General features: G+C 42.2%; 11 protein-coding genes. 4 read left to right on the top strand and 7 right to left on the bottom strand.

The window, feature by feature from the left end:
• Window positions 1-720: 720 nt before the first annotated feature.
• The 7 genes from HMPREF0106_RS01420 to HMPREF0106_RS01450 all read right to left on the bottom strand — a co-directional run bounded on the left by HMPREF0106_RS01420 (window position 721) and on the right by HMPREF0106_RS01450 (window position 9,818).
• Window positions 721-1,836, bottom strand: a complete 1,116-nt coding sequence (locus HMPREF0106_RS01420) for a glycosyltransferase family 4 protein (RefSeq protein WP_008775878.1) — start codon at window positions 1,834-1,836, stop codon at window positions 721-723.
• Window positions 1,837-1,924: 88 nt separating this feature from the next.
• Window positions 1,925-3,121 (bottom strand): glycosyltransferase, encoded by a 1,197-nt coding sequence (locus HMPREF0106_RS01425; protein WP_008775877.1) that lies wholly within the window; start codon window positions 3,119-3,121, stop codon window positions 1,925-1,927.
• 12 nt (window positions 3,122-3,133) lie between these two features.
• Window positions 3,134-4,108 carry a glycosyltransferase family 2 protein gene (locus HMPREF0106_RS01430; RefSeq protein ID WP_008775876.1) on the bottom strand — a complete coding sequence of 325 codons (975 nt, stop codon included), beginning with the start codon at window positions 4,106-4,108 and terminating at the stop codon, window positions 3,134-3,136.
• Window positions 4,105-5,436, bottom strand: coding sequence for an O-antigen ligase family protein (locus HMPREF0106_RS01435; RefSeq protein ID WP_008775875.1), 1,332 nt, complete (start codon window positions 5,434-5,436; stop codon window positions 4,105-4,107). Before HMPREF0106_RS01435 ends, HMPREF0106_RS01430 begins: the two co-directional genes overlap by 4 nt.
• Window positions 5,426-7,651 (bottom strand): GumC family protein, encoded by a 2,226-nt coding sequence (locus HMPREF0106_RS01440; protein ID WP_032849487.1) that lies wholly within the window; start codon window positions 7,649-7,651, stop codon window positions 5,426-5,428. Before HMPREF0106_RS01440 ends, HMPREF0106_RS01435 begins: the two co-directional genes overlap by 11 nt.
• 11 nt (window positions 7,652-7,662) lie before the next feature.
• The gene (locus tag HMPREF0106_RS01445) at window positions 7,663-8,409 is read right to left on the bottom strand and encodes a TolC family protein (RefSeq protein WP_008775873.1); all 747 of its coding nucleotides are present in this window, start codon (window positions 8,407-8,409) and stop codon (window positions 7,663-7,665) included.
• A 137-nt stretch (window positions 8,410-8,546) separates the two neighbouring features.
• Window positions 8,547-9,818 carry a BamA/TamA family outer membrane protein gene (locus tag HMPREF0106_RS01450; protein ID WP_009041161.1) on the bottom strand — a complete coding sequence of 424 codons (1,272 nt, stop codon included), beginning with the start codon at window positions 9,816-9,818 and terminating at the stop codon, window positions 8,547-8,549.
• Window positions 9,819-10,036: 218 nt separating this feature from the next.
• Here HMPREF0106_RS01450 and HMPREF0106_RS01455 point away from each other — a divergent pair, with 218 nt between their 5' ends.
• From HMPREF0106_RS01455 to HMPREF0106_RS01470, 4 genes are all read left to right on the top strand, one after another.
• Window positions 10,037-11,431 carry a C1 family peptidase gene (locus tag HMPREF0106_RS01455; RefSeq protein ID WP_004315907.1) on the top strand — a complete coding sequence of 465 codons (1,395 nt, stop codon included), beginning with the start codon at window positions 10,037-10,039 and terminating at the stop codon, window positions 11,429-11,431.
• Window positions 11,432-11,603: 172 nt separating this feature from the next.
• Window positions 11,604-12,953, top strand: a complete 1,350-nt coding sequence (locus HMPREF0106_RS01460; protein ID WP_032811845.1) for a Na(+)-translocating NADH-quinone reductase subunit A — start codon at window positions 11,604-11,606, stop codon at window positions 12,951-12,953.
• A gap of 133 nt (window positions 12,954-13,086) precedes the next feature.
• A complete protein-coding gene (locus HMPREF0106_RS01465; protein WP_004311620.1) occupies window positions 13,087-14,259 on the top strand; it encodes an NADH:ubiquinone reductase (Na(+)-transporting) subunit B in 1,173 nt (390 codons plus the stop codon).
• Window positions 14,260-14,272: 13 nt separating this feature from the next.
• Window positions 14,273-14,947 carry a Na(+)-translocating NADH-quinone reductase subunit C gene (locus tag HMPREF0106_RS01470; protein WP_004315905.1) on the top strand — a complete coding sequence of 225 codons (675 nt, stop codon included), beginning with the start codon at window positions 14,273-14,275 and terminating at the stop codon, window positions 14,945-14,947.
• The last annotated feature ends 2 nt before the right edge of the window (window positions 14,948-14,949 follow it).

Below are 14,949 nucleotides of genomic sequence, written 5' to 3'. Positions count from 1 at the left end.
AGGACCAGAAAGGACTGCTACGGAAAAGACCAAGGCCTAAAGGGAGAAGTAGGTCCTGAGGGGAATGGATACCAAGGCTGGAAGCCGAAACTTTATAACGACGACCACCATCAAATATGAAAAGAACCGAATCAAAATGGTTAGACTCGGAAAAAAGGCTACGTAGTTTATCACTTTCGCTAGAAAATACTAATACTGAACACATTATGGATTAAGATTGTAATGAAGACACAAAGGTAGGAAGGAAAAGAAGGGAAACAAACACGCACGTGACCGAATGCTTACGCGTGGGCTATATAGCCTGCATGTGTGAGCTATAGAAAGACCACCGCTCCCAATAGATTATTAAGCTGTCAGATACAGGTTATTTCCTATATAGTGTGCATCCTCATGCCTTTTAAAGGCTAATTTCATCTAATACTATACTAAAATAGACATAGTATAGACATGATAGATACCTGTTTTTTGCAATAAAAATATGATAGATACATTTTTTGAAAGTCATCTTTCATGTTTATTCTTTTGATAATTAGATGATTATTGAAATGTATGATAGTATGATAGATGTTTTTTTACTATGTGGTATGTAGTTCGAAAGTTTGATAAAAAAAATAGTGGGATGCTTGGAGACCAAATGAGAATTCATGAGGCGAACAAAAAGAGCGGGGCACTGTTATAGGACGCCCGCTCTTTTTGTTATTTCTAATTATTATTTTTTTATTAAGCAAACTCTTTGTATATATTTAGCAGTGACTCTGCTGCGTTCCGCCAAGAGAACTGTTGGCTGCGTTTTAATCCATATTCTACTTGTTTCTGATAGAATGTTTCATCACTTTCCAGTTGCAGTATTTTTTCTGTAATGTCTTTAGAATTAAACGGGTCGGCTAGTAAAGCACCTTCTCCGGCTATTTCAGGCATAGCTGATGTATTACCTGCTATAATAGGTGTTCCACAGGCCATTGCTTCCAACATTGGGATACCGAAGCTTTCCCGAAGAGAAGGATAAAGGAATGCGAATGCTCCAGCATAAAGTGCTGGAAGGTCGGTATTTGCAATGTATCCGGGGAAGCGAAGATAACTTTTGATTTCAGTTATCTTTTCTTCTTCCAAGATCCGGTCGATAGCGTCTTCTTTGAGGTCGGCAATAAGTAGTGGGAGTTTTTGTACCGACTGTTTCAGGTAGTCGCTGTATGCTTTTAATACTCTTGGGGTATTCTTTTTAGGATCAGTATTTCCCAAAAAGAACAGGTAGTTTTCTGCATCGATATACTTCCGGGTTATCTTAGGCGCTTTCGGTTGTAGATGAAAGTGACTGTTGAAGCCATTGTACACAGCTACTAGTTGTTCTTCTGGTAAGTGTAACGCTTCGAGAATCCGCTTTCGTTCGAATTGTGAGACAGTGATAATCTTTTTGCATTTGGGAAGTATACGGGGGACGACGAGCCGACGATAATGCCACCCCATTTCCTGATACCATGACAGGCTGGACGACTGTCGTTTTTCTAGGTAAATAATGTCATGTAGTGTCAGTACCAATGGTACAGAACAATGGAGAGGAGCCGTGTTGCTGGTGCAATGTAACAGATCAGGCTTAATGCTTTTCACTGCTTGAGGAAGAGCCACCTGTTCCCAAAGCGGATATGTGGGGCACTTTAATTCAATGATATGCACGTTGTCCGAACTCTCGAGGCATCTGTCTTCGCCCGGACTGATAAAGATAAAGTATTCATTCTCATGATCCATTTTCTGTAACTCTCGAATTGTTTCGAGAGCGACGAAATCCATTCCATGTTTATTAGGACGGAAGATACGTTGGGCTTCAATGGCTATTTTCATAATCTTTTCTTTTTAGTGGGGTGATGATGTTTTTCTTTCTTATTATAATAAGGCTTTTTCTTAAGTTGCTGCGTTAAGTAAATTCTGGTTATGAATGTTCTTCTCCATGCTCTGTATGGATGAACTTCTTGTAGGCTCCTTTCAACTTAAATAGATTGCCGATAGTGGTAAGTGCCAGCATGGGTATCTTGATGATAGCTTTTCCTAATTGCTTGTTGAGCAGGTTGTTCGGTATGGGGAGTATCATTGCTGCTATCTGGGCTGCAGATAATATCCACCATTTAATGGCTATTGTCCATTCGTGTCCGGAGGAATTGCCTTGAAGGCTTAACCAGATGCCGATAGTAGTGAAAATAAGCGTCAGTCCGAAAACAGCTGCCAGTTGTATCAATCGTGGCGGAAGCATCCATTGTATTATTTTGTCACAGTAGTCGATATTGCCTTGACAGATTGCTTTCCATAGTCCGGACAGTGAACTGCGGAGAATGCCGAATTGTGCAGCTATCCAACGTTTACGTTGATTGCTGATGGCTTCTTCTTTCTGTGTCTTTTCGTCATAGATTGGTATCTGTGGCAGGTAAGTGGTGTGAATTCGTTGCTGTAAAAGCAATACTTCCAACTCTTTGTCTTCACCTGCCGTTTCGAGGTGTTTCACATTTTGCCTGAACCACTCTGCTTCAAAAGCCATTCCTGAACCGGACAGAGCAGCTGAAAGTCCAAGGGCGTTGTGCCCACTGCGGAAAATGCCGTTATTGATTTCTTCGCTAATACCGTCGAGAACAGAAATATCTGTGTTCAGGTTCTTGCCTGTTCGGTGAGCTTGTACAGATTTTACACCGTTGTCAAATGCACGGTTTACTTCTGCCAGAAAATCCGGGGAAGTCAGGTTGTCGGCATCCATGATGACTACAATGTCGTAAGGTTCGCCTTCGATAGAATCTATTGCCATTGTCAGGGCTTTAGCTTTGGAGCTTTCTTTGTAATCCGCTATCAGTAGGCGAATAGGCAGAGAACGCAGTGTGTCATTGGTTGCAGATTGCATTTGGTCGGAAATAACGATGACGTCGAATAATTCCTGTGGATAATCCTGCTCTAGGAAACTGCGCGCGGAGGACACAATAACACGGTCTTCCTTGTAGGCTGGGAAGAATACGACAAAACGCCGGAATGTACGGGCTTCCGGAAAATGGGGTGCCCGGTAGAATTTGGAGGCAATCGCGTATAGCAATAAGTAGCATACGCAAAGTCCAAGGAGGGTGAAGAGAATCCAATCGACGATATTCATAGTATTTAGAGTTTATACAGTGGTAGTTTGCTTTTCGGATAATTCGGATAGGGGAGTACCTCCCTTTTTCGGTAGAATAGTGCTCTTCTTTTCAGATGAAGAGCGGAAAAGCCCGGAATTTACTCCATAGAATACTGCAGCGCTTAAGTCGAAACGTCTTTTAAGTACATAGACCAGGCTGTTTTTTGCGGCAGCGATGGTACTTTGATAGAGGACGGAGGCGATACGGTTCCATCCTTTTAGATTGCGTCGTGCATAAAACAGACGGTTGCGCGTCAGGAAATAAGTACGCAGTTTGCTTAGCTGTCCTGTACTTTGGCTTTCTTTATGAAAAACGGTACAGCGAGGATCATACCACAGTTCATATCCGGCACGGGTCATACTCGTACTCCAGTCTAATTCTTCGTAATAGAGAAAAAATATCTCTGGCATCATTCCTACTTTTTCAATGACTTCCCGCTTTATCATCATGGCGGCGCCATGCAGGTAAGGAGTGGGGTGGGGAGTGTCGAATGTACCATCATCCGGACAGTCGAATCCCAGCATATTGTTACGTAGTGTGATTTGTGATAAAGGGGTGAAGCCGGCAAACTGTATGTGTTGCGGTGGAAATGCGAAACGTATCTTAGGTGATACTCCTCCTATTTCTGGACGACTTTCCAGTCGTTCTATTAAATATGCGATATTGTCTGACTCAATGTAGGTGTCATTATTAATAAGGAATATATATTTGCCTTTTGCTGCCCGGATGCCTATGTTATTACCACCGGAAAAACCACTATTCTCATTGCTGCGGATAGCAATGACGGAGGAATACAGGTTGTGTATTTGGGTTGCTTCGTCTTCGCGTGAGGCATTGTCAACAACAATGATTTCGTAGCTCACAGAGTGTATCTTGCTTTGCAAGGACTCTATCAACTCACAGGTGTCTTTGAATCCGTTATAGCAGATTGTTATAAATGATATGTCCGGAGTATTGTTTGTCATTTTTGTTCGTTGAATTCTTGGGTGGATATTAAATCTTCTTCTGTTACTGTTTCTTCTTCCGCTTTCTTTTCGCTGATACGTTTGTCAATATGTGGAGCAGCAAAACAGAGTGCGAATCCTATATATACAGTCAATTGATTAGGGTATTGCATTACGTCGTTGACATAAGCGGCTATGAAAAAACCTGCGTCCATGCATATCCATGCTGCTATTAATCCGCGTAAACTTTTATTGCGTACTTTAAACATTAATATCCATGAACACCACGCAAAGAGGACACCATGAATGGCAAGATAGAGAATCAGACCGACGATTCCTGTCTCTACCCAAACGGCTACCAACCATGAGTCGGGAGGATAGGGCATTTGTTCTTTTGATTCAAAATTTCCAGCTTTAGAGAGTCCGATGCCGTATCCGATAGGTTTTCTTGCCATCAATTCTTTCATTCTTTGCCGGTTTTCAACACGTACAAGGTATGAAGCGTCCTCCGTAGGATGGAAAGAGGAACGCATTTTGTGGATATATTGATTTCCACTTCCAATATTGGTATAATAGAAAAACACAAATACACTAATGGATATGAATATGCCGCCTAATAGTGCTTTCCAGTTTTTAGCTATGATGGTTATCATTAGCATACCACCCATAAGAACACCCATGGCAGAACGGGTTCCGGAAATCCCCATTCCGTAAATACCGCAAAAAGCGATAAAAAGGAAGTAGATACGCTTCCATCTCGAATCAACAAAAAATGCAGCAATGGCGAAGGTGACTGCCGACATGGCAGCGTGTACCCCATAGTTTGCGGCATCTGAGAAGCAGGAGAAGTAACGGATTCCCGACCATATAATGTGAGTGCGTGCGCCTCCCAGTACATGCAAGAAATAAAGGTCTTTGGAGCTGAAACCATGATTTTTTTGCCAATAACCTTTTAGGGTGAATATTATGACGAATATCGACCATATTATTAGCAGTAGTTCAACGTCCTTCTTGGTACGTATGACAACCGGAACGACGAATGCACATATTAACGGAATGAGGGCGTATGGAGTGAGATTGATGTTCCATGCTGCCATCACATTGTTGGGATTCAATATTTCTGCTACGTAAAACAGTAGCCAGACAATAAAGAGATAGGTCATTATATTTTGACCGGGTTTCCAATTTGTACGCTCGTCATTGCTAAGTTGTATTAGACAGATGGCGGTAAACAGTAAGATAAGTACCATTGAGAATAGTCCTGTCTTAACGTTTACAAGCATACTTACCGCAATCAGTGCAAACTGTGCAGCAAGCAGGATATGGAATGTAATTACCCTATTCGTCATCGTCCTCGTCTTCTGCTTCTTTTGCTTTTCTCTTGAGGTTGAATATCATTTTTTCTGTTAATGACAATTGACTGAAACGGTAACCGATTCTACGTAATAATGTATAGGGAGGAAGTTGTCCTGTAAAGTCCTCTGTTGCTTCGCGACAAGCATTGGTGAGGCAGAGACGGAATGGAACATCTGTTTTACCCAGTTGTTGCATAAGTTGTTCGCAAAGTTGTTTGTCGATAGTTTTCCAACCACGGTCTGCTGGAGCTACTAAAATGTTGGCGTTAGCGTCATGTAGTAGCGCACTCGGGATATTACTCTTAGACAATGGTGGATAGGCAACTATCAATATATCTTCTCCTTGTAAAGTATAAAAGTCTGTGATATTTTTTGCAAGCAGGTATTGTGTGGAGTCTGTGTTGAAATCTACTCCGTAGGTAATGAATCTTGTATTTAGCATACGGCTTTGCATATATCCACAGATCAAATTTCCTAGTTCTTCTTCCCCGGAATGGTTGCTGGTACTGAAGAGGTTGATGATGAATACACCTGGAGACTTGCGCTTGGTTAAGAAACGAAGTAATGCATTACTCAACTCTTTTATGGAAATTTGGACATAAGTTTTGGCTAATCCGCCATAACGGGAGGATTTTGTACTGGGAACAGCGCCTATAACTTTAAAACCGGTTACTCGTTTGCTACGACTGGCATCTCGTAAAGTTCTGTCAAGCATTTCAATCAACAGTAATAAAGCTACTATAATAATAAAGCTTCCTATACAAGCGGCAATAACAATTTGCTTCCGGTTAGTTGAGTTGGACGCAATCGGATAGGTCGGCTCATTCAATACCTTTAAGGTCGCAGAAGTCATTTCCAAATTCTTCTTTCTTAATAAGGCTTCATTGTAGCTTTGCAATACAGTCAGATAATTACGTTCGGTAAAGTTGATAGAACGTTCTTTTTGCTTGATAGTTGTACCTACCGGTGCGAAAAATACATATCGCTCGTTCAATTCCTGACGAGCATTTTGCACGATAAGGAGTTCTGCTTTAGCTTTTTCATAGAGTAAGGTTTGTTCTAGCCACTGATCGATGATATTGGTTCGTGAAGCACCTTCTTTGGTGTATTTATGACCAACGTAAGAAGTTGTCAGATCATTCAGTTCTTGCTTGATTTTAGCTAACTGCTTTTTATCACTTTCTACTGACTGAGAATCCTCTTTCTTGGAATCAGTCATTGCTTCAGCTTCTGAAATTCTGCTGGTAATGTTGGATGCTTCTCGCAGTTTATCTACAAACTCCATGTTTTTGAGCACCTGTTTGGCATTACTGTCCATGTGTTTCTCTAATTCTTCAAGCATGGATTTAGTGCTATTGAATGCAAACAGTGCATCTTGTTCTCTTAGTTCAAACTCTTTACTGATAGCAGCTATTTCTTTTGTTTCATCCAGATAATTGATGATACGTTTTTGTACGTTATATTTGGTCAAATCCTCTTCTTCCAGTCGAAGCTGTTTGCCAATCCGTGCCAACTCTTCTTCGAAATATTTGATTACTTTATCTGTTTCCCCGTAACGTATACGGCGGTATTCTTCTACAAATTCATCCATCAAGATACTGACAGTATTATAGACAATACCGGGATCACCAGATGAGTAACTGATGTCTAACAAATCACTGGTCAAACGGCGTTGCACTTTTATATTTTTCAGTGCATTATAGCTGTAAAATGGGTGATTATAATAAAATAATCCATATATGTAGTTGTCTCTGTGGGGGCGCATATATGCTTCCAGATTGGCTACTGTTTTGTCTTCACTTGATTTATCGATTAGTTTCAGTATCTCATTACCATTTGGACTGTTTTTTAAATGATTGTAGGTGTAGTTGTAGCTGGAAGCTGTAATACCGTTATTTTCTTTATCTGGACTTCCTTGGATGAGGATACGGGCAAATAGCCGCAAGCATACTCTTTTGAGTGTACTTTCAGCTTGCATGATACTGATTAGATTATCCATCGAATTTTGTACTGTTGCCCAGTCGGTACGCTTATCACTCTCCAGGTTATATCCTGATGCTACACCTGTGTAGAGTGTAGCCTTTACATCATATCCTCCCCGCATGTGGCGTGTATAATATATGACCATCAATGTGAAGAGAGCGGTTCCTATCAATATCAGCCAACGATGGCGAAAAAGGGTCCGTATAATAGAAATGATAAAGTTCATATCTTAGTTTTTTATTTTCGTATGATGGGGGTGCGTGAAATAACTTCAAGTATCATTAAACTCTTTGTTAGTTCAAACTTACTTTTCTCATATGCTTCACGGGCTTGAGACTGACGCTCTTTATCTGTCGATAAATCCGTAGACTCTATCGTTCCGTTAGCAAAATTCTTTTCAGATATTTCATATTGCACATTGGCAAGCACAAGACTCTCGCTTCTCATCTGAAGAACTCTCATCTGTGAGGTAGCCATTGCGTACATCTCAATAATATTCTTTTTGATTTCGTCATACTTCACTTCCCGCTCCAACTCTGCACTTTTTAGTGTGAGTCTTTGCCGACTGACACGTCCTTTGAGGTCGAATAAATCGTTCAATGGAATACTTAGACCTGCACCTACTGTGTAACCATTTTGCGCTTGAGTGGAGTAGGTAAGATATGGGGCGACTGCCACGTCCGTATAGGTGGACTCATTACCGAACATTCCGTATTGATAGCTCCCCCGTAAACTGAAGAAACCTAGAAATGACCATTTCTCTTTTTGGAGTAATTTGCGCTCAATTCTCGCCTTTACGTCCGCCATCTCATAAATGGGGCTGTTCTTGGCATTTTCGAATAAAACTGATAGTGGGGGGAGAACTATTTTACTATAATCTTCTTCACTTAGTTGAGAATAGTCAGACACTTCTTGTGCAACTACACGGGTGGTAGAGATGAACAGAAGTAATAACCCCGAAAAAAAATATATAAATTGCTTCATAAAAAAATCCTATTATTTGCTCTTGCTGTGTTATAGCTTGCGCAAATATAAGGATTAATTTCATTTATGTGCAGTCTTTTATTATCTATTTTACAATCTTTCTTGTAAATTGTGCACAATTTGTCGCGTAAATGGCGTCAAAAGGCTTCTGTCATGTTGAAGTAGAACAAATTCTGCTTGTTCACCATGTCTCTGCCGAAATCAAGGCGTACATTCATACGGGGTTGAACTTCGATACGTAATCCCAATCCGAGGTTGGGAAGCACACCTTCTATCTTGCCCGGAGTGGGTCCCATGAATCCGCATCCTCCCCAGGCTACATATCCTATATGACTTAACATCTTTTTTACCCAAGTGCTTTTGTCCGTATTTATCATCTGGCGGTATTCGGCCATCATGACATGCGAGGACTTGTCGCGAAACTGTCCCATGTAGTAACCGCGAAGATCGAAGGGGGTCCCGCTAAGTACATATTTTGTTAGGGGTACATCTCCGAATGCGTTTTTGCTTTGCACTGTCCAGGCTATCACTTTGCGGCGTCCTACTGTTTTGTATTGGCGGTAATCGATTTCCAATCGATAAAAATTATTATCACTGCCGAACGTTTTATTGTACATCATTCCCCGGAAGTCAAGGTAAGTTCCGCTATAAGCATTGGCGGGAATATCACGTGTGTCATACGTCAATAGGAAGCCGAGTCCCGAACTGAAATTTTTGTATCCGTGCTCCGTACCTCCTGCCGCAATGTACGAGGGCTCATTAACCATCCCCGCAGCCGGTTTAGTTATCTTGTCATAGTTCAAATCGACTTGAGGACCTGCAAAGAAATTACTTTCTCCCAGACGGAACAAGAACCAGGGGTTTACTTGAATGCCGCTATAACGGTACTCGCTGGTATCTTCTCCACGTTCATAATCTTTATTAGTGGAATATCCGATGCCATAAAAATTCTCGATTGTATTTTTATAAGAGAAGGTTCCGAAGATACGGAAACGGTCGCCTTTAAAGAAGAGCTGTGGTTTCGTCATCAGATTCAAGCCGCCCTTGAACATCAAGGCGATGGCCATTGGCACTACTGAACGCCGTTGAGTGGTATCACTCGGATTCATCCGAAACGTCATCAGTGCGCTACCGCCTACTAATAAACCGAAGTCCGGCGTATAACTGGGACCACCTAATATGTTATAGTGCAAATTCCGGTTTGCCACGCGCTGGCGACGCAACTCGCGCTTGGAAAGGGCAGGAATGGTGTCTGACGGGGTGTCTTCAATATCTGTAGGAGTAGTATCACTGATAGAAGTTGTAGACATTTGCAGTTCATCGCTTTTTACTGCCGTACTATCAGCCGTAGCTGACATCATATTGATGGATGGAAGCATCACCAATATTCCTATTATATATTTCTTCATAATTTCTCTGTGAGGAATTCGACTGCAAAGAAAACTCTTTTATTCCGATTAGTTTTGATGTTCTTAGATAATAAATCTAAAAAAGAATCGTATTTTTGCAGAATAAGATGTTTTTCGATATGCTGGTAAATAAAATTGCATGATTTAATCCCATACACCAAAACAAAATTTATCAGTATATCATGATCCGTCAGCCTATTAATTAATTATTTATATCAATGAATAAACAGATTTTATCAATTTTTGTTTTCTGTGCTTTTTCTTATTCTACACAAGCGCAAGAAGTGAAAGGAGGCATCAGCGACTCCATGATGCAACAAATCAAGCAGAGTTATGCAAACACTCCTACCGACAAGGCTATCCGCAACGCCATCGGCAACAACGACATCCGTAAACTGGCTCTCAACCAGGATAACCTGAAAGGCATGGATACGCATTTTTCTATCAAAGTGTCTTCTAAAGGTATCACCGACCAAAAATCTTCTGGTCGTTGCTGGCTTTTTACAGGTTTGAATGTGATGCGTGCCAAAGCGATCGCCAAGCATAACCTCGGTTCCTTCGAATTCTCGCAAACTTATCCTTTCTTCTTCGACCAACTGGAGAAAGCCAACCTCTTTCTGCAAGGTATTATCGATACCAGCAGTAAGCCGATGGATGATAAAATGGTGGAATGGCTCTTCCGTAATCCTTTGAGTGATGGTGGAACATTCACCGGTGTAGCCGATATTGTCAGTAAATACGGGCTTGTTCCCAAAGATGTGATGCCGGAAACCAACAGTAGTGAAAATACCTCCCGTATGGCAGGTCTGATTGCCCTGAAACTTCGTGAACAGGGGCTTCAACTCCGTGATCTCGCTGCGCAAGGTGTCAAGCCTGCTGCCCTTGAGAAAACAAAAACAGAGATGTTGAGCACCATCTACCGCATGTTAGTGTTGAATCTCGGTGTTCCTCCTACTGAATTTACCTGGACTGAATATAACGCTAAGGGTGAGCCTGTGTCTACCGAAACTTACACTCCACTTTCTTTCCTGAAAAAGTATGGTGACGAAAAACTGATTGATAATTATGTCATGTTAATGAACGATCCGAGCCGTGAATATTATAAGTGTTATGAGATAGACTACGACCGCCACCGTTACGACGGCAAAAACTGGACGTATGTCAATCTCCCCATCGAGGATATCAAAGAAATGGCTATTTCTTCTCTCAAGGATAGCACAATGATGTATTTTTCTTGCGATGTAGGTAAGTTTCTAAACTCTGACCGTGGTCTACTGGATGTCAAAAACTACGACTACGAATCTCTTATGGGTACTTCTTTTGGCATGAACAAGAAGCAACGTATCCAAAGTTTTGCCAGTGGCTCCAGTCACGCCATGACTCTTATGGCCGTCGATCTTGACAAAAATGGAAAACCGACGAAATGGATGGTTGAAAATAGTTGGGGGCCTGCTGCCGGTTATCAGGGTTATCTCATTATGACAGATGATTGGTTTAACGAATATATGTTCCGTCTAGTAGTAGAAACGAAATATGCATCGAAAAAAGCTCTCGAGGTGTTGAAACAGAAGCCTATCCGACTTCCTGCTTGGGATCCTATGTTTGCTGAATAGTTCTTTTTCTTTGCTTCTGTCTTTTGTTCCGGAACAAAAGATAAAAGATTACGTGCACGAACACGAAAGGAATTACGGATATTTTTCCGTAATTCCTTTCTTTTTTCCTACCGAATCCCAATCTTATTTATTACTTTTGCGGCAAATTTATGAAACCATTATTTTATATAGCATGGCAAATGTAATAAAGTTACGTAAAGGCCTTGACATAAACCTGAAAGGAAAAGCTGCTGAAACGTACGCAACAGTAAAAGAACCGGGATTCTACGCACTTGTACCCGATGACTTTCCTGGAGTGACGCCTAAGGTAGTTGTGAAAGAGCAGGAATATGTAATGGCTGGTGGACCCTTGTTTATCGACAAGTATCATCCTGAAGTGAAATTTGTTTCGCCGGTGAGCGGCGTGGTGACGAGTGTAGAACGTGGTGCTCGTCGTAAGGTATTGAACATCGTAGTAGAAGCTGCTGCAGAGCAGGACTATGAAGATTTTGGGAAAAAGAATGTTGCTTCGATGGATGCTGAAGCTGTGAAATCCGCTCTGTTAGAAGCCGGACTTTTCGCGTTTATCAAACAGCGTCCTTATGACATCATTGCAGATCCGACGGTAACCCCGAAAGGAATCTTCATCTCCGCATTTGATACCAATCCATTGGCTCCGGATTTCGAGTTCGCCCTCAAAGGTGAAGAAGCAAACTTCCAGACAGGGCTTGATGCTCTTGCCAAACTGGCAAAAACCTACCTGAACATCAGTGTGAAACAGAACGCTGCCGCATTGACACAGGCTAAGAACGTTACAATCACCGCATTCGACGGACCGAACCCTGCAGGTAATGTAGGCGTTCAGATCAACCACCTCGACCCCGTATCCAAGGGCGAAACGGTATGGACTATTGATCCGCAAGCCGTAATCTTCATCGGTCGCCTCTTCAATACAGGCCATGTAGATTTCACCCGTACAGTAGCTGTGACAGGTTCCGAAGTGTTGAAACCTGCATACTGCAAACTACAGGTAGGCGCATTGCTCACCAACGTGTTTGCCGGCAATGTAACAAAAGACAAAGATTTACGCTACATCAGCGGTAACGTGCTGACAGGAAAGCAAGTATCCCCGAACGGATTCTTGGGCGCATTCCATAGCCAACTGACTGTTATCCCCGAAGGTGACGACATTCACGAAATGCTTGGATGGATCATGCCGCGTTTCAACCAGTTCAGTGCCAATCGTTCTTATTTCAGCTGGTTGATGGGTAAGAAGGAATATACGTTGGATGCCCGTATCAAAGGTGGCGAACGTCACATGATTATGTCGGGTGAATACGATAGAGTATTCCCAATGGACATTCTACCCGAATATCTGATTAAAGCAATTATCGCCGGTGACATCGACCGTATGGAAGCACTCGGCATCTATGAAGTAGCTCCCGAAGACTTCGCCCTTTGCGAATTCGTCTGCTCTTCAAAGATGGAACTGCAACGCATCGTTCGTGTCGGACTCGATATGCTCCGTTCAGAAATGGCGTAATCGAATAAGAGATTAAATAATAAAAATTAAAATAAGCGATAGTTGAAATCTTGCGAAACGGCTCTCTGTGGATACAGCATAAACCCAGCACAGCCAATTTTCAACTCTCAACTTTCAATTTTCAATTAAATAAATGAAAGCGTTAAGAAATTATCTCGATAAGATAAAGCCGAACTTTGAGGAGGGCGGCAAATTCCACGCATTCCAGTCGGTATTTGACGGCTTCGAAACATTCTTGTTCGTGCCTAGCAAGACTGCGAAAACGGGAACGCACATACATGACGCAATCGATAGCAAGCGCATCATGTCGATTGTGGTTATTTCGTTAATACCGGCTTTGCTGTTCGGTATGTACAACGTAGGTTACCAGCATTTCACTCATACAGGTGCTACTGGCAGCTTCATCGAAATGTTTATCTACGGATTCCTGGCAGTACTGCCTAAAATAATCGTATCATACGTAGTAGGTCTTGGCATTGAGTTCGTCGTAGCTCAATGGAAGAAAGAAGAAATCCAGGAAGGATTCCTTGTTTCCGGTATCCTGATCCCGATGATCGTTCCGGTAGACTGTCCGCTGTGGATTCTTGCCGTAGCTACTGCATTCTCTGTTATCTTCGCAAAAGAAGTATTCGGTGGTACAGGTATGAACGTATTCAACGTTGCGTTGATTACTCGTGCATTCCTGTTCTTCGCATACCCGACCAAGATGTCCGGTGATGCTGTTTGGGTGTCAGGAGACAGCATCTTCGGTTTAGGACAAAGCGTAGACGGACTCACCGTTGCCACTCCACTGGGACAGGCTGCTACAACAGGTAGTGTTCCTGCGTTCAACATGGATATGATTACAGGTCTGATTCCGGGTTCTATTGGTGAAACCAGCGTAATCGCTATCCTGATTGGTGCCGTTATCCTGCTTTGGACAGGTGTTGCAAGCTGGAAGACAATGATTTCCGTATTCGTCGGTGGCGCATTCATGGCATGGGTATTCAACTCAATCGGCATGGAAAACAACACAATGGCTCAAATGCCTTGGTACGAACACCTCGTTCTCGGTGGTTTCTGTTTCGGTGCCGTATTTATGGCTACTGACCCTGTGACTTCCGCACGTACAGAAAGAGGTAAATATATCTTTGGATTCCTGATCGGTGTGATGGCTATCGTTATCCGCGTACTGAATCCGGGTTATCCGGAAGGTATGATGCTTGCCATCCTGCTGATGAACATCTTCGCTCCGCTGATTGACTACTGTGTAGTACAAAGCAATATCAGCCGTCGCGAGAAACGCACTATCAAGTCTAACCAATAAATACCGAAAGAAAATGAATACGAATAGTAATAGTTATACTATCATTTATGCTTCGGTAATGGTTATTATCGTAGCATTCCTGCTGGCATTCGTTAGTTCTTCACTGAAATCTACACAAGACAAGAATGTGCAGTTGGACACTAAGAAACAAATCCTCGCTGCATTGAACATTAAGAATGTGGAAGATGCGGATGCTGAATATCAGAAATATGTGAAAGGGGATATGCTGATGAACGTAGACGGTACGCTGACCGAAAATACGGGCGAATTTGCTACCAACTACGAGAAAGAAGCAAAAGAACAACAACGTCTGCACGTGTTTGTATGCGAAGTGGACGGTCAGACTAAATATGTAGTTCCTGTTTACGGTGCCGGTCTTTGGGGCGCTATCTGGGGATATGTTGCACTGAACGAAGATAAAGATACCGTTTACGGTACTTACTTCTCACACGCTAGTGAAACTCCGGGGCTGGGTGCTGAAATTGCAACCGACCATTTCCAAAATGAATTTGTAGGTAAGAAGACTTTGGAAAATGGAGCTATCACTTTGGGAGTCGTAAAAAATGGCAAGGTAGAGAAACCTGATTACCAAGTGGATGGTATCTCCGGTGGTACAATCACTTCAGTAGGTGTAGATGCCATGTTGAAGTCTTGCCTGAATAGTTACTTGAGTTTTTTAACTAAATAATA

It is taken from the genome of Bacteroides sp. D22 (genome assembly GCF_000163675.1).
Classification (GTDB): domain Bacteria; phylum Bacteroidota; class Bacteroidia; order Bacteroidales; family Bacteroidaceae; genus Bacteroides; species Bacteroides xylanisolvens.
Note: the sequence above shows the minus strand (reverse complement) of the source record. Positions and strands in the feature narration are given on the sequence as shown.